Below are 18,403 nucleotides of genomic sequence, written 5' to 3'. Positions count from 1 at the left end.
CCTATTTATAGCTTTTGGCTCTATCTTTCCAATAGTTAGAACGCCATTTGTTAAATTCTGCTCTATTTATGCCTGAAGGAATACTATTGTCATTAATATGTATAACCCCATGATTTTCTTTATGGAAAGATTGTGTAACATGTGGTGAAGATTTACTGGCTTACCATCTGTACCGGTTGGTGCACGCCCGGATGACATTAGTTCTATGTTCATTTTTCCTGATTTTGGGTCAATATATTTCGGATCGAATATATCATTATCTCTGATAAACCTTATTTCCTTGAAATGCAATTGGCTTTGCTGACCAATATAACCATATATTTATATATGGTTATATTTGACTTATTTATTATGTGTTTTTTACTGTAATTCAATAAAACTGCTTGTTATTAAAATAGGCTCATCATATGATTCTAAGTCTTCATTTAACCACATTTCCCCATTCCTGTCTAAATGAAATTTAACTAAAGACCCAAATTCGTCTAATGAAATAATAACATTAAGTTTACTAATGGGATTAAAAGAATTCCATGAAATAAGTAAGGAATTACAGAATAATATTGAATATTCTAAATAATCTTTATTCACATAGTCATCAATATGAAGTGAATTTACAAAACATTCAAATCCAACACAATCCTGAAAGTGTTTTTGGGATGCAGAAGAGCTATAAGTCATCATTTTTTTAGAGAAAAAACAATGTTCCTTTTCAATAAATCCACTGGAAATGATTGATTGTAGTTCATCTGTAAGAACCAAATGATTTCCTTTTAACTCATTCATTTTCTGTTTCATGCTTAAGTTAGCTTTTAGCATTATTTTTCTCCTAGGTATTGTTTCATGCCTTTATCAATCGCATTCTTGAAATTACTATTCTTTAATAACTCATTGACTTTTTTAGGCGCATCAGGAAATGTATTTGAAATAAGGTCATAATAGTACTTATTTCCTTGATTGTCTTGATAGTGTAATTGTCCTGCTCGTTGACCAGGATTTGGATTTTCCACATCAATACGTTCTTTACCTACTCCTTTCCAAATTGTTTTACTCGGCACTTGAACTCCATTTGCACCTATCATTTGACCATTTTTGTTTAGCGTATAGCCATGTGAAGATTGCTGACCTTTATTCTTCCCTATAATCGAAGCAACCGAAACTTTACCGCCAATAGCGCTACCAATACCGGCAGATTCTACCGCTTCTTTGGCTATTAATGCACCTTTTTCCCAGGCAGGCAGCGAGTTATACAACAGCCCTAAATCGTTCTGATTTTCTGTCGTCACAAACTGGCTGATACGATGGGCATCCTCAGCCGATAAGTCAAACATCCATCTTAAGCCACTAAGAGCATCCGCTGTTTTTATCCCACTGTCCATTTCAGCCTGATAGGTCAATGTACATAACCCACCGTTCCCGGCACAGTCAGATAACATTTCTGCCCGTTGTGCTGCGCTCAGTTTATTGTATTTGTTCCAGATTGCTTCGGTAGGCGTTCCCTGCTTATTAGCTTCCTGGAGCTCTCTGGCCAGATTGTAGGCATTCATGGAGTTCAGGTGGTTAAAGAGAATAACAATTTCCCCGGCATTGGCCCCACTGTTAGCGCCTTTGGCGCTATTGGTCGCAATGGCGCCTGCAATGCTGCCGATGATTTTGCCGCCCGCCTGAATTTTCATTGGATCGCTGAATGTTTTATCCAATGTTATCGCGGCCAGTTCTGCCGCTAATGCCCCGGCAGCCGCCCCTTTGGCATCACCGCCGCCAATTTCCGCAGCAAGGGCAGAAACTGCCGCATGGCTGATGGCTTTTCCGGGTAAACCTAATACCTGACCGTTATCACCAATCAACCCGGCACCTTCGGCGTTAATCTGGCTGCCAATATTGGCAAGCAATGCTGTAGCGAAATTATCTTTAAAGCTGCCACCATTAATTGTGGTATTTAAACTGGAACTGATAATTGATTGTCCAGCAACACGTTGGGCGACTTTGCTCCAATCTGCGCCTTTACTTAATAAAGGGATATTTGAATGGGTTGATGAAGCCGCTGCGTTAGCGCCATCTTTAGTGGCACTCCAACCCATCGCTTGATCGAACCCGGTCAGTGCCCCACCAATCGCCATTGAAGTAACGGTGGATTTTACCGTGTCGCTATTACCTAAATCTCTAAAGGTTTTAGATAAGTTTCCTTGGTTATTAACCAGAGTAACCGCTGCCTTAGAAGCTAAAGACGATATACCGGCAATGGTTGCGCCGGAAACAACAGCGCCTGTAGTCGTTGCTGTTGCGGCTGTCGCTGCACCAACTCCCGTAGCGGTAGAAGCCGCAGATGCGCCAGCAGCGACAACTAAACCCGATCCCGCAGTCACTGCTGCTACGGCTATTGCTATAACAGCAGAAGCTACCGGGCTTAATTGTTGGTTACTGTAGTTCCAATTCTCATAAGCATCTTGAACTTCATTCCATTTTACATCATGTCGATTGTTTAAATCTTTTAACCAAGCAGTTTCTGGATTTTCTCCAAGCATCTTCAATGCAGTTTGCAGAGATTGGCTTTTTTGTGTCTTAATATCAGCGTTAATTCCTGAATTAGCATCTACAGTAAATAAGCTCCCGGCAGATATCGCTGGTAATGTCCAAGTGGTGTTATTGTGTCCACTATTAGATTGTTTAATGAAAAAACCTTTCGAATGACTAGTCGTTTGCTCAAATGAAGTATTTGGCATGGATTTAAAATTAACTGAACCATGAGTACTAATAAGTCTAATGTTTTTACCTGCTTCTATTTTACTCGCTTCATAAGTACTGTCATCATGACTTAGCATAGTAATATTTCCAGCCGCAATAAATTCGCTTACATCATGGCCAGTTTTATGACTAACTGTCGTGGTTGTTTTAGTACCACCAAAGAAACCTCCGCTTGAACTTTTTCGGGTTATTTTATGTTTTTCTGAATTCATTTGTGCTTTGGCATATAAATATCCACCTTTAGCCGCAACATCGATAGTCCCTATACGCATTGCTTCTGCTTTATTATGGGCATCTATATCAGTTTGTAATTTTATTTCAGTATCACCTTTATTTTTGGCTTCTTGTATAGCTTTAACTAATTGATTATTAGCTGTAGCCAAAGTATTTTTAACCTGATTAATTCTAGATTCTATTTCATTTAGTTTATCTAGCTTAGGAGCTAATTTTTCTCGTTTTTCTTTAGTAGCAAGATCTCTTATGAATAATATACCTTTTTCACCAGCAGGCCTCCTATTACTTTTTGTCTTTTCATGAAAAGCGTTAAATTTAGCTTCTATTTCTGCAATAGCCAGCTTTAAATCATTTACTTCTTTTTCTAAGGGAGCTTTTTCTTTTTGAATTATTTCAAGTTTTTCTTGGGCTTCTCTTACTTTGGTTTCTGCACTAATTACAGGGCCGCTGTGATTTGATATCAGGATAGGATCTTTCCAAACAGCCCCTAACCCTTTCGCAGTTAATTTAGTTGCTTCAAATAAAATACTTCCATTGGTAAATAGTTTTAAAATACCACCAGCAGTTAATTCAGATACTTTATTGGTTTTTTTTTCAACGCGACCGGTATCTTGAGAATAGCTGCGTTCAGAAATAGTCACTGACTCAAAGTTCATATTATCGTCAGAAAATGCGATAATATTACCATTAGCCGATAATTTTGTAGCTTCTGCTAAAAGCTTTCCACCAGTTGTTAAATTTATATCTTTGCCAGCCTTAATCGTTGTAATAATATAATTCATATTTATAGCCGGATTTTTAAAAAGAAAGAGATAGTTCATTATATCTATCATAGTTTCATTAAAAAAATGATAAGGTATCGATAATAAATTTATTGAGTTTCCGGCTAATAAATTGGTTGAACCTTTCGTTAAAATGTCTGAGCCTTCTAAGGTGATATCATGCCATGTATTGATGAGTAAATTATTGCCAGATTTAATATGAGTTTGGAGATTTGGCAATCTGGTGATAGTTGAAACTCTGAAATTCTTAGGATTAATTGCTTTTATATAATGATTAAAATCGTAACCAGCATATAGTTCAATATCCTTATCAGCTTCTAAATTTACTCTGTTTAAAGATAGACTTCCACCACTATTCATTAAAATTGAACCGGATGAATTTAATGTTACTGTGGGAGATAAGCTACTGAATAGTTCTGCTTCTCGGTCAACTGAAAGCGGTTGCATTACGTTATGGTGATTCAATAAATCATCGGTATGTTCAATCGTAATATCTTTACTGGCATTAAATGAAATATTTTTACTTTTGGATGCAAATAACGTATCTTTGATATAAATATTTTTACCGGCCAAAAGGCTTAAGTCGCTAGAAGCATCTAATTTATTTAGCCAACGGGTATTGTCTAAATAAAAAGCCCTTAAAGAGTCTTTTACACTTAACTCACCATGATGACTCATTAAAGCAATGTTTTTGCTTTTTAAATTGCTTTGTAATAAGTTAATGTCATTAAATGCCGTTATGGCAATATTTTCTCCAGAGTTTAAGGTGGCTAAAGATGTTTTAACGGTGTTGTCAGCAATAATATTAATATCATTGTCTGCTTTTATCCCGGTTGAGATATCAATATCTTTGGCATGCAGCAAGATATTCTTTGCATTTAAAGATATCTGATTATTGTCAGAGATTATTTGATCAATATTGTTGGCTTCATCGGGTAATTTATCTTTTATCAGAATCGTCTCTTTAAAATCAGAAACCAAATTATTTCCGGCGCTTAATTTTGACTCTAAAAATCCACTATTCTTCCATATTGAAATATCTCTGCTTAAAATATTCTTAATGTTTTCTGGGGAACCAAAGTATTCCTTGTATTTTTCTAATATTCCTAAAGAAACCCCACTGTTTTCTAAATATGTCCCTGTAAGAATTAAATTATTCTTAGCTAAGATATTGCTGCTTTTATTAAGTAATTTATCCCCATATAAATAAGCGTTGTTACCGGATGAAATAATTGCTGGATTACTATTGGTTTCTGATGTGAAATTAATGTATTCTAATTTTTTGTCTCTATGTGGTACATCTACGTAAATAGGTTTTTCAAAATTAATTGAACCTTCTAGTTTATTATCAGCATTCACTCGCTGAGTTTGTTTTGTTATTTTTAGATTTTCCCGTTCATTAGCTAAATGTTTAGTTCTGATGATTAAGTCACCATTATTTGTTTTTATTGTCCCGGACTTATTTTCAACTAACTCATTTTTGTTCCCATCGACATCTTTCTGGACCCACATATTATTATTAGCTTGCAGGAGGGCCTGAGCACCGATATTGCTGATAGTACCACCATACACCCGCATATCTTGCCCAGCAGTCACACTACCTTTATTGGTGATCTTATCACCAGTCAGAACAATATTCCTTGCTGCCTGAACCGGAGTATTCGGTTCGATATTAATTTTTTTAGCACCCACATTTAAGTCTGTCTTAGCCTTAATATTGCCAAGTTCAATTTTGCCATTAGCACTTAATGTGATATCGCGTTGGGTGCTGGTGATATCTTTCAGATTAATCCCAACACCATTTTCCGTTGCAATCAGGCGGATTTTATTGGCATACATACCACCCAACGCTTTGGTATCAATAGCCAGTTGTGGCGCTGCACCTTCACCGGCAATGGTCTTTGCCGTGCCGTCTTTGAAGGAAATTTGGTTGGCTCCTTGTGTGAGTGAGAGGTTATTGGCTTGAATTTTTCCATTCAGTTCAGTAGCCCGGCTGATAATATCGACATAATCTGTTGACTGGCCATTTAACCCTTTGCCACCAATGGTGATTTGGCCTTTTGTCACTTTCAGGGCTTCAAGTGCACCTTGTTTATCAAATTGCGGTTTACCTGTAGTCAATACTGCTCCTGAGGTATTAATAAATCCACATCCATTACAGGTAATACCATTGGGGTTGGCTATCATGACGTTGGCTTTCTGGCCGGCAACCTCCAGCTGTCCCAGTAGTTCGGAACGGCTGCTTCCAGTGACTTCGTTGATAATAAGTTGGGCTGCTTTTCCATGCAGATTGGCGTTAGCACTGATTTGGCCGGCAAGTTGAGAGTTAACTGCTTGTGTGGCGTTATTTAATACTGCGCCTTGAGTCCCGGTATTAAACTCTTTATACGTATTGTGAGATATCCCAGCATTATTAGGTGCAGCAATATTCACTATCGGAACATTGCCATTGTTATGTATTTGTGTCTGTGTATTGTCAGGGGTAATATCACCTGCCACTGCCGAATTAAGAGGATATATACCTGTCAGGTAAATCAAAAAATAACAGGTTCCCTTTGCCACAGGGCTGTTAAATTTATCCATATTGCGTCCTTTGATTAAATTAAGTCCAAATTTGTTGGTATGGTTTTATTAAAAATTGAGTGATGCAGACCAATAAACGACCCAGTGGTCTGGTCTGAGATGATTGGGATAAATTAGTGGTTTTCCTATTGTGATCGTCTGATTCATCCTACTGTGATTGAATGAAATACCTAGTGATGTTCCCGTGACATTACCTCCTTCGATTTGTCTTTTTTTATTGTTTTCCAGCCAGCCTGTATCCAGTGCACTATTTAAAGAAAGTTCACCCAATAAAGGGAGTCTGGTTAATTTCCAGTTGAGTTCATTGCGCCAATATCCACCATTATTCCCGATGAGATTTTGTTCCTTAAATCCTCGGACGGAATATTGTCCGCCTAATGAAAGGCGTTCACCGGCATAAAGATTATCCGGAGTAAATTGTCCATACAGGGAGGACAGGCAATAAATATCTTCCGTGACAGGAATAAAATAACTACTGCTCAGGCTAAATTTACGAAACTGACTCTTGGGGGCATTGCGGTCGCCGGAATTATCTTTAGTTGCTCCCCAGCCAGTTAACCCATGGTTGAACGTTGGGTTGAACGTAAGATAACCTCCTGCCAGAACAGTACTGTAGTTAGCTCCCAAACTGGCAGTGTTTAATGTTGGGCTGCTAACGGATAACTTGACTCCAGCCGTAACATTGGAAGTTTGGCGACGGACTAATCCCATATTCAGAGCCAGTTTTTGCTGACCATCACGGTATAATGTCCGGTTTATTTTTAATTGGTTAGTTTGTCCTTTGCTTTCATGGCGGGCATTGAATGTATCTGCGGATATCATTTGAAATGAGCTGTTCCTAACATACTGATAATCAAATGACCAGTAGCCATAAGGGATTGTCACTCCTGATGTTACACTCCAGCTCAGATGATTATGGTGAAAATCACTGTTGCGGTTGGCTGATATTGACCAAAGGTCTGCAAGGCGCAGTGGATTATCCAGTCCTAAAGTGGTGTTAATTTGTTCTTGCCCGGTATTTTTCTGCCCACTGTTATCTATTCCCAGGCTGGCATGGACAGGCAATTGGGAAGTCGTTCGTTTTAAAATAACGTCGGAATAACCGGGCTGTTTAGCCGGTTGGATATCAATGGTTATCTGCTGGGAAGGTAGTCGGTTTAACTGCTCCATGCCTTGTTCAATATCCCGCAGATTAAGGGGCTTTCCAGGCATATCCGGAAAAACCATTTTCAGGGCAAGGAGCGTCTCACCGTCAAGCTGGATTGTGCCTACTTTTCCTTCCGTAACTGTAATGGTCAGAATGCCGGTGGATAAATCCTGTTCTTTTAATCCGGCAAGAGAAGTTACATAACCTTTTTCTATATAGGTATTTGATACCTTGCGGACTAATTCATTAATTTTACCGGCAGTCAGGCAACGGGATAAGTAAGGTTTGGATAATACCTGTTGCACTGATACCGAGAGATTTTCTGTGCCTTCAAACTGAATTTTGTAAATAGGATGGCAGAACGATCCTTCATCGTCAGATATCGGTGTTGTGAGTGGTGATAACGTAATGCTATTACGGATGTCATCACGCTGTTGTTGCGCTTGTTGTAATAAGTCTTTTTGTTGCTGGGTAATGGCATTTTGATCAACAGGACTGATTAACGATGATGCCGTTGACTTCCCTGAAATGGCTAACAGCGCAAGGATTAATAAACCAGCAGAATGAACAGAAATTCTGCCCAGAGAATAAAGGGACATAATAAATTACATGTATAAGAAAATGGCGTCGCATTATATATAAATGTAAATTTAAAACAATATTTTTATAGTTTTTTGTTTTTTATAAATCTGGTCGTTTTTTAAATAATGTGTGTAAATTAATCTTAATTTGGTTGGTATTTGATCTGACATCTTGTTTATGGTGTGATTATAATTTTTAGGTAAACTGTTCTAAATAAGATTACAAAATAGCGCTACATCTTATATCACTAATAATTCTATGTATAACAATGGGTTGAAGATGATTATGTGTGGCGGAATTATGTTAATCTACTAGTGGTTATTATTTTTATATATAACATTTGAATGCTGATAAATTATTTGTTTTATATGTTGTTGAAATTTTTTCTATATTTATTCTGATATATTTAAATAAAATTTTTTCCAATTTAATGATTCTGTAATTTGTATTTTTTGATTTAATAGTCTATCCTTATTTAAGGAAGGTAATAATAACTAATTGAATTAAATGATTTATATTGTAATGCTCTATTGTTATTAATTTCTTATTTATGCCTGAATTGTTATTTAAATTACTATTTATGTCGTAAATTATATTTTAACTTAATAATAACGAAATTAATTTTTGTTCCATTGAGTGATAAAACCATAAATTAAATAAGGAGAGAAACATGAATTTGAATAGAAAGGTTTTCTTTATTTCGCCGTTTTTATTAGCGATTAGTAGTTTCAGTATGGCTTGTATGCAAGATCCGGAGAACATTAGAAATCAGGTAAAAAACGCAATAACGGTAAATGGATTGGCAAAGACCAAAGTCATGTCTATGTATGAAAATTGCAAACTTAGAGCGAATGTGAACGATTTTGAAAAAAGAAATGACGTTGAGTTAAATAATACTTCTACTCATAATCAGGATGATGAGATAAGGACAGCAAAATATTGGTATAGAGGGATGGGTAAAAATGAATATATATCATTAGACCAAAAAGGATATAATGAAATTCCTTGTGTTAAAAAAGGAGAAAATGACTATTGTGGAATTGCACCTAAATATACTTATTCAAAAGAATTTCCAAATAAAAAGCCAAGAATTCTGATAGAATTCACTACAGAAGGAGCTGGTTGGTTATATAATGAATTCACAACTAAACATATGTGTGAATATAAACTGGAAGCTGGAACATCTTCGTATGGGCTTGGTAAAAAAGGAACGAAGTGCAAGGATAGTAAATATAAGGTAGGTGATGAATTTAACAAATGGTTATCAGGACATCAAATACAAGCTCAAGTTTCTTATGCATTGTTACCGAAAAATCCAAAAAAATAGGATTTAACCTCTGTTCTGTTACCATGTAATTATCAACCTTAAATTTGTGCAGATAAATATAAAGTGCCGCAATATGCGGCACGATTAAATTTCTGATTTTTTACCCATCTACCTTCAGGTATAAGTTTGACGATTCCATAATGTGAGAATATAATAATTGTCAAGCAAGTAAGGAGGTGCTATGAACACGATACTGACAAACCGCAGCAAAAATGCTGAGACTCTTAATGAGTACCAATCCCTTTTGCAACGGCGATTTGATAAATTGCTCACATCATTACTGCCTGAGTTTAAAGAGAAAACGCAGGCCACAAATGCTCTGGTGCTAAGTGATAGCGAACTACTTGAGCTATTATATACGACTCAACTTGAACACAAAGTCCGAACTCCAGCACGAGAGCTTCGTAAGCTTAAACGCCGCGCTGAAAACTTAGCTCTGTTCTATCAGGAACTTGATAAAATGGGCGGAACTATCAAAACTGGAGACGTTGCAGAGATACTCGGCATAAGCCGTCAGGCTGTTAACATAAGAGTGAAAAGCGGAAAGTTGCTTGCTTTCAGAAAAAACAGTGATTACGTTTTTCCTACATTCCAGTTCACTACCGGCGGAGTCTTGCCTTACTTTGAAGATGTAATGAAAGTGATGGGTGTAGGCATTAACCCAGTGTCGAAAATGTCTTTTTTAACGACGCCATTATCCTGTAATAGAACACCTCTTGATATTATGATGAAAAGCGATGCTTCCGAAAACGAACTGGCTTTGATGTTGAGAGCTGCGTCACAAGTGGGTCATCAAATCGCAAGCTGAAATAAAAAAAAGCCCTGTTTGGAGGGGCAACTTTGTATTATTCAAGTCGGATAATTTTGAAGTTAAGTACTTCTTCCAGTAATTCATCTGCTGATATGTCGGGTTCATTCCATGTACTCGGCATATATTCTGAATCCCTGTAATCAACCAAGCTTTGCATCTCTGCGTCCACAAACCGATCTTCCTGCTTCTCCCACACTGCATAACAGAAGTCTGTAGGCCAGTGGCGAGATATGTAGCAAATACCATCCATTTCATTATTTAAGAGTTCATAGAGGCAAGCCATAGCTCTTTTTGTCACTGAGTAATCTTCATCAACCATGACACTTAACGGGATATGTAACATCCCAATAAGTTTAGCAATATCGATAAAAACTAATTTTTTCAATGAACGAATGTTGCACATTCTCGCAGTACGGATCTCGGATTCATCAATAAATCGTAACCCTTCCTTATGCCATAGCCTCCCATAGCTTTCTGCCAGGGCTGTAACTGCCCGGTCGGCCATATAACATACTCGAAAAGAATTATCTGGGGAGTTATATCGTCCATCGCCAAAATTGAAGTGCAGAGCAGATGGCCATTCTTTCCTTTGCCAACGTTTTAAATTCCAGTCGCCGGGAGTATAAGTTGGAATGGTGTGGGTTTTATAGATTTCCCGAATTTGTTTTTCTAGATTGGGATACAGAATCTCCTTGTGCAGCATTTTATACCTATATCGAAAGTTTTTGTCTCTTGGGTGAATAAAGCGCAGAGCACTTGCCAGTTGGTGCTATAAATGTCATTGATGATAAAACAATTATACAACTTTTAAAATAGGCTCTCGTTTAATCAAGCCGATGCTGATATTGGTATGCTGTGTGTTAGCGATTAAACTTATTAGTACTGAAAATAACCCGCTACGGATTATGATCTTTAATCCTCTCTAAATTGTACTGAATTAAAACAAATCACCAAGCGGATTGAATTATGCCCAATTTCATCAAGTAAGATTGGCGTAAGGTTTATACTCTATGGATATCAAGATGGATCGCGACAGTAAGGGAGCTAATCCCCGGGAGCATAGATAACTATGTGGCCGGGGTGAGTGCAGCCAACAAAGAGGCAACTTGAAAGATAACGGGTATATAACACAGAAGAATAAATTCAAAGGTCTGAACCCTGTAAGAAGGTCAGACCTTATTAATGTGATTAGCGCGTGCAAGAAACGGTTACGCTTCTCCCTGTGCTGATTGAATGGCAGTCAGTGCGACGGTATAAACAATATCGTCTACTAAAGCGCCACGGGACAAATCGTTCACCGGTTTACGCATACCTTGCAGCATCGGGCCGATAGAAACTAGATCCGCAGAACGTTGTACGGCTTTGTAGGTGGTGTTACCGGTGTTCAGATCAGGGAAGATGAACACGGTAGCTTGACCGGCAACCGGTGAGTTTGGTGCTTTGGATTTCGCCACATCTGCCATGATAGCGGCGTCATATTGCAATGGACCATCAATGATCAGGTCTGGACGTTTTGCTTGCGCCAGATGGGTTGCTTCACGTACTTTTTCAACATCACTGCCCGCACCGGAGTTACCGGTAGAGTAGGAGATCATAGCAACGCGAGGCTCGATACCAAACGCTTTAGCCGAATCCGCAGATTGAATGGCGATTTCAGACAGTTGTTCAGCAGTCGGATCTGGGTTGATTGCACAGTCTCCGTAAACCAGAACTTGTTCTGGCAATAGCATAAAGAATACGGATGATACCAGCGAGCTACCCGGTGCGGTTTTGATTAATTGCAATGGTGGACGGATAGTGTTTGCCGTGGTGTGTACCGCACCGGAAACTAAACCATCAACTTCGCTCTGTTCCAGCATCAACGTACCCAGAACAACGTTGTCTTCCAGTTGTTCGCGTGCAACGACCTCGGTCATGCCCTTGTTTTTACGCAGTTCAACCAGACGTGGGACATAGCGCTCACGTACAGCAACCGGATCAACAATTTCAATACCAGTACCCAGTTCTATTCCCTGAGCCGCCGCAACACGACGGATCTCTTCTGGATCGCCCAGTAGCACACAGCGCGCGATACCCCGGTCAGCACAGATAGACGCCGCTTTCACGGTACGAGGCTCATCACCTTCAGGCAGAACAATCCGCTTACCTGCTTTGCGTGCCAGCTCAGTGAGTTGATAACGGAATGCTGGTGGCGACAGGCGGTGTGGACGTTCAGAGTTCGCTGTCAGCGAGTCAATCCACTCTTTGTTGATGTGTTGTGCGACGTAGTTTTGCAGTTTTTCGATACGTTCATGGTCATCTGCCGGTACTTCCAGGCTGAAACTTTGCAGGCTCAGGGAAGTTTGCCAGGTGTTGGTATCAACCATAAAGACGGGCAGGCCAGTGCCGAAAGCACGTTCACACAGTTGCTTAATAGGTTCATCAATGGCATAGCCGCCGGTTAGCAGGATTGCACCGATTTCAACGCCATTCATAGCCGCCAGACAAGCTGAAACCAGAACATCTGGGCGATCAGCAGAAGTGACCAGCAGGGAACCGGGACGGAAGTGCTCCAGCATATGTGGAATGCTGCGTGCGCAGAAGGTCACGGATTTTACACGGCGGGTTTTGATTGCGCCTTCGTTGATAATACGGGCGTTCAGGTGTTTTGCCATATCGATTGCACGCGTCGCAATCAGATCAAAATTCCACGGAATGCAGCCAAGGATTGGCAATGGGCTATTTTTAGCCAGTTTGTTTGGATCGATGTTAGCGACGATGGCTTTTGAGGATTCATCAAAGATCTCTGACAGATCAGGACGGGTACGGCCTTGATCATCAACCGGCGCATTCAGTTTGTTAATAATAACACCGGTAATATTCTGGTTTTTGCTGCCACCAAATTCAGCACGAGCTAGTTCAACGCGTTCTTTCAATTGCTCCTGGGAATCGTTACCCAGCGCCAGTACGAACACAATTTCAGCGTTCAGGGTCTTGGCGATTTCATAGTTCAGCGATTGGGAGAACGGATGTTTACGGGTTGGAACCAGACCTTCAATCAGGATAACTTCTGCGTCTTTGGTGTTTTCGTGGTAAAGGGCCACGATCTTTTCCATCAGGACATCTTTCTGATTCGTGGTCAGTAAAGATTCCACATAGGCCATATCCAGTGGTTCAGCGGTTTTAATGCTGGAATGAGAACGGATGATTGCCGTGGTTTGATCTTGTGCGCCACAGCAACGGGATTGGGCGATGGGTTTGAAAACACTCAGGCTGACGCCTTTCTGCTCCATTGAGCGGATAACACCCAAACTAACACTGGTCAGGCCGACGCTGGTGCTGGTAGGGATCAACATAATTGTGCGGGACACGGAGACCTCTTTACGGTTGCTCGTTGGTCAAAATAGCACCGCCAGCAGTGGCTAGCGGTGTGCAAAGTATTACGCGGTCAGGCGCGCAGCGTCTTGAGCGATCACCAATTCTTCATTCGTCGGGATCACCAGAGCAGGACGGCTGTTGTCAGTCGTGATAGTACCGGATTTACCGAAGCGGGCCGCCAGGTTGCGGTCATGATCATATTCAAAACCTAACAAAGCCAGTTTTTTCAGCACCAGTTTACGCACCAGTGAGGAGTTTTCACCGATACCACCGGTAAAGATAATGGCATCCAGACGGCCTTCCATCAGTGCAGTGTACGAACCAATGTATTTAGCCAGACGGTGGCAGTAGACATCCATAGCACGTTTAGCATCGGCTTTGGTTTCGTAGTTATCTTCGATATAACGGCAATCGCTGGTGACTTCTGTCAGACCCAGCAGGCCAGATTCTTTGGTCAACAGTTTGTTGATTTGTTCAACGCTCATGCCCAGTGAATCATGCAGATGGAAAATGATTGCCGGATCGATATCACCACTGCGGGTACCCATGACCAGACCTTCCAGTGGCGTCAATCCCATAGAGGTGTCAACACACTGGCCATTAACGATAGCCGAGATAGAGCCACCATTACCCAGGTGGCAGACGATAACATTCAGTTCTTCAACCGGTTTGTTGAGCGTTTTTGCCGCTTCACGGGAAACGAAGAAGTGGCTGGTTCCATGAGCGCCATAACGACGAATGCCGTGCTCTTTATACAGGTTGTATGGCAGGGCATAGAGGTAAGCCTCTTCCGGCATGGTCTGATGGAAAGCGGTATCAAATACAGCAACGTTTTTGTCAGTCAGGTGTGGGAAACCTTTTTTCGCTTCTTCAATGCCAATCAAGTGAGCAGGGTTATGCAATGGTGCGAATGGAACCGCATCTTTAATGCCCTGAATAACTTCATCATTGATGGTGACGGATGCGGTAAACTTTTCACCGCCGTGCACAATGCGGTGACCGATGGCGGCGATTTGAGCAGAAAGTTCTGGTTTTTCGGCCAGAATCGTATTAACAATAAAGTTCAATGCTTCACTGTGGGCTGCACCAGCACCTAAAGCGGCTTCATGTTTTGCGCCATCCATTTTCCACTTAATGCGGGCTTCAGGCAGGTTAAAACATTCAGCTAGACCAGAAAGATATTCTTCACCGTTAGCAGGATCGATGATAGCAAATTTCAGAGAAGAGCTACCGCAATTGAGGACCAGTACCAGCTTACTTGACATGGAAGTACCTATATCGTGTTTGTCATTGAGTCTTACAGATAAGACATGTGATTAATAAAGCGTCAATTACTCATCAGCGTAGAGCATATAGTGATGACATTAAATGATTAACATCATGCTGAGTGCGAAGAGCATGATGATAAGGTTTAAATTTTCAAAAAACCTTTTTTGCTAGCTATGATGTTAAGAGATAGAGTGATTTGTTAACAAAATGAGCCTAAATGCAGTAAAAAAAGTAAAATATGCCGCTTTACTGCTCTGTATAACATAAAAGTGAATGTAGGATACCGATAGCTAGCAGCAAAGACAAAATATACTTAATCCTACAAAAAATATTTTATCATTTACAATGTTTTTTTAAAAAATGTGTTTTTAATTGATTGAGGTCATGATGAGCGCAATACCTCCCGCCAGTAATGGATGGATGAGAAAGATGCAACTGGGACAGCAATACATGAAAACTTGGCCGATTGAGAAACAGTTGGCGCCCATGTTTCCTGAAAATCGGATTATTAAGGCAACCCGCTTTGGTATCCGGTTTATGCCGCCGTTGGCTATTTTTACTCTGACGTGGCAAATCGCACTGGGTGGTCAGCTTGGCCCAGCGGTGGCGACTGCACTGTTTGCGTGTAGTTTACCTATGCAAGGGTTATGGTGGCTGGGGAAGCGGGCATCAACACCGTTACCAGCGGCATTGCTGAAATGGTTTCATGAAATCCGTGATAAATTTGCCGCCGCCGGTATCGCAATGGCACCAGTGCAGCAAACGCCAACTTATCAATCTCTCGCAGAACTGCTGAAACGCGCATTTAAACAACTCGATCGGTCGTTTCTTGATGATATTTAAGATTCATGATGAAAAGTAGACACATTGTTGATCGCAACTGGAGATTTTCCCTCAATAAAATGGTCTACTAGCCAAGTTTTCGACACTAATATCTTCTTTTTTGTTGATAGAGGCCATTTTGAATAGCGAACTCTTGTGGGTATTGACCCTGCTGCTGATAGCTATTGTTCTTTTTACTACCAATAAACTGCGGATGGATATTGTTGCATTATTGGTGATTATCGCGTTTGTCATGAGTGGAACGTTGACGCTCGGTGAAGCGACCAGCGGCTTTAGTGATCCCAATGTGTTACTGATAGCTGCCCTGTTTGTTATTGGTGAAGGATTGGTAAGAACTGGCGTTGCTTATCAAATGGGGGACTGGCTGGTAAGGGCTGCCGGAAACAGCGAAACCAAAATGTTGGCGTTACTGATGATGACTGTTGCGGGGCTTGGCGCTTTTATGAGCTCTACGGGGGTGGTCGCGATTTTCATTCCGGTGGTGCTCAGTGTGGCGGCAAGAATGAAAATTTCGCCGGGGCGGTTGATGATGCCCTTGAGTTTTGCCGGGCTTATCAGTGGCATGATGACATTGGTCGCGACGCCACCCAATATGGTGGTTAACAGTGAGTTGATACGGGAAGGGTTGCCCGGTTTCAAATTTTTCTCTATTACCCCTATTGGTGTTTTGATTCTGTTTGCCGGTATTGGTTATATGCTGATCGCTCGCCATTGGTTGGGAAATAATCAATCGGATAAAGGTCATGACAAATGGAATAGACGCACTTTTCGTGATCTTATCCGTGACTATAAATTATCAGGCCGCGCGCGTCGTCTAGCGATCCGCCAAGGTTCCCCGCTGATAGGTCTTTCTCTTGATGAGTCAAATTTGCGTGCTCGCTATGGGGCTAATGTCGTTGGTATTGAGCGTTGGCGGCGTTTCCGGCGCGTTATGGTCAGCGCGATGGGCAATACCGAATTGAGAGAACGGGATGTATTGCTGATTGATATGTCAGACAGTGAGGTGGATCTGCGTGAGTTTTGCAGTGAGCAATTATTAGAGCCGATGGTGCTGCGCGGGGAGTATTTCTCTGAACGATCTCGTAACGTAGGTATGGCTGAAGTTTCTCTGATCCCGGAGTCGGATTTATTAGGTAAATCACTGAGAGAAATCGGTTTTCGTACCTGCTATGGTTTGAATGTTGTTGGTATTCGACGTGATGGTGAATCGCTGTCGGGTAAATTGGTCGATGCGCCACTGCAACTTGGTGATATTTTGCTGGTTATTGGTGACTGGAAACTGATACGTGTCCTGCAAACCAAAATGCGCGATTTTATTGTCCTTAATCTGCCGATTGAGATCGAAGAGATGGCCCCGGCAACGTCTCAAGCGCCACATGCGCTTTTTAGTCTGGCGCTGATGGTAGCCATGATGCTTACCGATGAAGTACCCAATGTGATTGCCGCGTTGATAGCTTGCCTGTTGATGGGAAAATTCCGTTGTATTGATATGGAAAGTGCGTACCGCTCTATTCATTGGCCCAGTATTATCCTGATTGTCGGGATGATGCCGTTTGCACTGGCATTACAGAAAACCGGCGGGATTGATCTGATTGTCCGTGGCTTGATGGATATTGCCGGTGATATGGGGCCGAGGGTGATGCTGGTATGTCTGTTTATACTTTGTGCCGTAATCGGTTTGTTTATTTCCAACACGGCAACGGCGGTATTAATGGCACCGATAGCCATTGCTGCGGCGCGTGAAATGGCAGTATCTCCCATGCCATTTGCCATGATTATTGGTGTGGCCGCTTCCGCCGCATTTATGACCCCGGTTTCGTCCCCAGTGAATACGCTGGTTCTTGGCCCCGGTGGTTATAAGTTCTCCGATTTTGTCCGTTTGGGCGTGCCGTTTACCATATTGGTGATGGTGATAAGTGTGCTGGTTGTCCCTTGGTTATTTCCATTCTAATGTGGAATATCAAGGCTAATTTCGTCCAATGACAGGCTGAATCCCGGTACAAAAACTTTCATAAAGTAATCCATCTCCTGGCTGTGACGATCAGCCAGGGTTTTTTCAAGTCGGGTTTTCGCCAGATTGAATTCATGGTTGCCTGCCGATAACTCTTCCAGACATTTGAGGTAAGCACACAGGGAATCGGCCTGTTTAATGATAAAAGTTTCCTCTGTTGTATGCTGGCTGTCATCTAGGATTGGACGGAAATCCTCTTGCAGCTCTGTTGGCAGCATTTCCAGTAATTTTTTCTGCGCGATTTTTTCTATCTTTTTGTATTCCCGTGCGATATGTGGATTGTGATATTTGACCGGAGTGGGTAAATCTCCGGTAATAACTTCGCTGGCATCGTGATACATAGCCAGCAACGCAATGCGTTCAGCATTCACATCGCCACCAAATTTGCGGTTTTTGATAATGGCTAAGGCGTGTGCGACAAAGGCCACCTGTAAGCTATGTTCAGATACATTTTCTGTACGTACATTGCGCATCAGAGGCCAACGGTTAATCAGTTTCAAACGGGAAAGGTGGGCAAAAAAGTGGCTCATAATCATCTCTTACAGTAAACATTGTTTTTATTGTGAGCGGTGGAGAGGGGTAAAGTAAACCTTAAAATTGTTTCTTATTTTTATCCCTTATTTTCATAGGGAAATTGGCTATTTATCTGGTACACATTAAAATCGGTATCCAGACTGTATAGCAAGGTTAATGTGATTAATTTACATTTACTATT

11 protein-coding genes and 1 pseudogene are annotated in these 18,403 nt (G+C 41.0%); 4 read left to right on the top strand and 8 right to left on the bottom strand.

Annotation, left to right across the window (positions count from 1 at the left end):
- Window position 1: 1 nt before the first annotated feature.
- The 4 genes and pseudogenes from KZ793_RS14710 to KZ793_RS14695 form a co-directional block, all read right to left on the bottom strand.
- Window positions 2-198, bottom strand: a pseudogene (locus KZ793_RS14710) (HNH/ENDO VII family nuclease).
- A gap of 162 nt (window positions 199-360) precedes the next feature.
- Entirely contained in the window at window positions 361-816 is a 456-nt protein-coding gene (locus KZ793_RS14705) for a hypothetical protein (RefSeq protein WP_225816016.1), read from the bottom strand.
- Window positions 816-6,341 carry a two-partner secretion domain-containing protein gene (locus tag KZ793_RS14700; protein WP_225816015.1) on the bottom strand — a complete coding sequence of 1,842 codons (5,526 nt, stop codon included), beginning with the start codon at window positions 6,339-6,341 and terminating at the stop codon, window positions 816-818. The genes KZ793_RS14705 and KZ793_RS14700 overlap by 1 nt, the downstream gene beginning before the upstream one ends.
- A gap of 48 nt (window positions 6,342-6,389) precedes the next feature.
- Window positions 6,390-8,087, bottom strand: coding sequence for a ShlB/FhaC/HecB family hemolysin secretion/activation protein (locus tag KZ793_RS14695; protein ID WP_225816014.1), 1,698 nt, complete (start codon window positions 8,085-8,087; stop codon window positions 6,390-6,392).
- A 653-nt stretch (window positions 8,088-8,740) separates the two neighbouring features.
- Between KZ793_RS14695 and KZ793_RS14690 the strand changes: the two genes are divergently transcribed.
- Both KZ793_RS14690 and KZ793_RS14685 read left to right on the top strand, forming a co-directional pair.
- Window positions 8,741-9,397 carry a hypothetical protein gene (locus KZ793_RS14690; RefSeq protein ID WP_225816013.1) on the top strand — a complete coding sequence of 219 codons (657 nt, stop codon included), beginning with the start codon at window positions 8,741-8,743 and terminating at the stop codon, window positions 9,395-9,397.
- Window positions 9,398-9,578: 181 nt separating this feature from the next.
- On the top strand, window positions 9,579-10,205 hold the full coding sequence (locus KZ793_RS14685) for a helix-turn-helix domain-containing protein (RefSeq protein WP_225816012.1): 627 nt from the start codon (window positions 9,579-9,581) through the stop codon (window positions 10,203-10,205).
- A 37-nt stretch (window positions 10,206-10,242) separates the two neighbouring features.
- On the opposite strand, the gene KZ793_RS14680 is transcribed toward KZ793_RS14685, so the two are convergent.
- The 3 genes from KZ793_RS14680 to ackA all read right to left on the bottom strand — a co-directional run bounded on the left by KZ793_RS14680 (window position 10,243) and on the right by ackA (window position 14,830).
- Window positions 10,243-10,911 carry an RES family NAD+ phosphorylase gene (locus KZ793_RS14680; protein ID WP_132354655.1) on the bottom strand — a complete coding sequence of 223 codons (669 nt, stop codon included), beginning with the start codon at window positions 10,909-10,911 and terminating at the stop codon, window positions 10,243-10,245.
- 505 nt (window positions 10,912-11,416) lie between these two features.
- Complete coding sequence (gene pta, locus KZ793_RS14675; RefSeq protein ID WP_225816043.1) at window positions 11,417-13,543, bottom strand: phosphate acetyltransferase; 2,127 nt, start codon at window positions 13,541-13,543, stop codon at window positions 11,417-11,419.
- A gap of 84 nt (window positions 13,544-13,627) precedes the next feature.
- Entirely contained in the window at window positions 13,628-14,830 is a 1,203-nt protein-coding gene (ackA, locus tag KZ793_RS14670) for an acetate kinase (RefSeq protein ID WP_225816011.1), read from the bottom strand.
- Window positions 14,831-15,221: 391 nt separating this feature from the next.
- Here ackA and yfbV point away from each other — a divergent pair, with 391 nt between their 5' ends.
- Window positions 15,222-15,677: a terminus macrodomain insulation protein YfbV gene (gene yfbV, locus KZ793_RS14665; RefSeq protein WP_118987422.1), complete on the top strand. Its 456-nt coding sequence runs from the start codon at window positions 15,222-15,224 to the stop codon at window positions 15,675-15,677.
- Window positions 15,678-15,795: 118 nt separating this feature from the next.
- On the top strand, window positions 15,796-17,628 hold the full coding sequence (locus KZ793_RS14660) for an SLC13 family permease (RefSeq protein ID WP_225816010.1): 1,833 nt from the start codon (window positions 15,796-15,798) through the stop codon (window positions 17,626-17,628).
- On the opposite strand, the gene yfbR is transcribed toward KZ793_RS14660, so the two are convergent.
- A complete protein-coding gene (gene yfbR / locus KZ793_RS14655) occupies window positions 17,625-18,218 on the bottom strand; it encodes a 5'-deoxynucleotidase (protein WP_225816009.1) in 594 nt (197 codons plus the stop codon). The two genes, KZ793_RS14660 and yfbR, sit on opposite strands and share 4 nt — an antisense overlap.
- Window positions 18,219-18,403 lie beyond the last annotated feature (185 nt).

Source organism: Photorhabdus antumapuensis, assembly GCF_020387775.1.
Lineage (GTDB): Bacteria > Pseudomonadota > Gammaproteobacteria > Enterobacterales > Enterobacteriaceae > Photorhabdus > Photorhabdus antumapuensis.
Note: the sequence above shows the minus strand (reverse complement) of the source record. Positions and strands in the feature narration are given on the sequence as shown.

What these genes read in the sequence shown, in the direction of transcription:
- KZ793_RS14700 (WP_225816015.1), bottom strand. Translation starts at nt 6,341, where the DNA reads ATGGATAAATTTAACAGCCCTGTGGCAAAGGGAACCTGTTATTTTTTG.
- KZ793_RS14705 (WP_225816016.1), bottom strand. Translation starts at nt 816, where the DNA reads ATGCTAAAAGCTAACTTAAGCATGAAACAGAAAATGAATGAGTTAAAA.
- KZ793_RS14690 (WP_225816013.1), top strand. Translation starts at nt 8,741, where the DNA reads ATGAATTTGAATAGAAAGGTTTTCTTTATTTCGCCGTTTTTATTAGCG.
- KZ793_RS14695 (WP_225816014.1), bottom strand. Translation starts at nt 8,087, where the DNA reads ATGTCCCTTTATTCTCTGGGCAGAATTTCTGTTCATTCTGCTGGTTTA.
- KZ793_RS14680 (WP_132354655.1), bottom strand. Translation starts at nt 10,911, where the DNA reads ATGCTGCACAAGGAGATTCTGTATCCCAATCTAGAAAAACAAATTCGG.
- yfbV (WP_118987422.1), top strand. Translation starts at nt 15,222, where the DNA reads ATGAGCGCAATACCTCCCGCCAGTAATGGATGGATGAGAAAGATGCAA.
- KZ793_RS14685 (WP_225816012.1), top strand. Translation starts at nt 9,579, where the DNA reads ATGAACACGATACTGACAAACCGCAGCAAAAATGCTGAGACTCTTAAT.
- pta (WP_225816043.1), bottom strand. Translation starts at nt 13,543, where the DNA reads ATGTTGATCCCTACCAGCACCAGCGTCGGCCTGACCAGTGTTAGTTTG.
- ackA (WP_225816011.1), bottom strand. Translation starts at nt 14,830, where the DNA reads ATGTCAAGTAAGCTGGTACTGGTCCTCAATTGCGGTAGCTCTTCTCTG.
- yfbR (WP_225816009.1), bottom strand. Translation starts at nt 18,218, where the DNA reads ATGAGCCACTTTTTTGCCCACCTTTCCCGTTTGAAACTGATTAACCGT.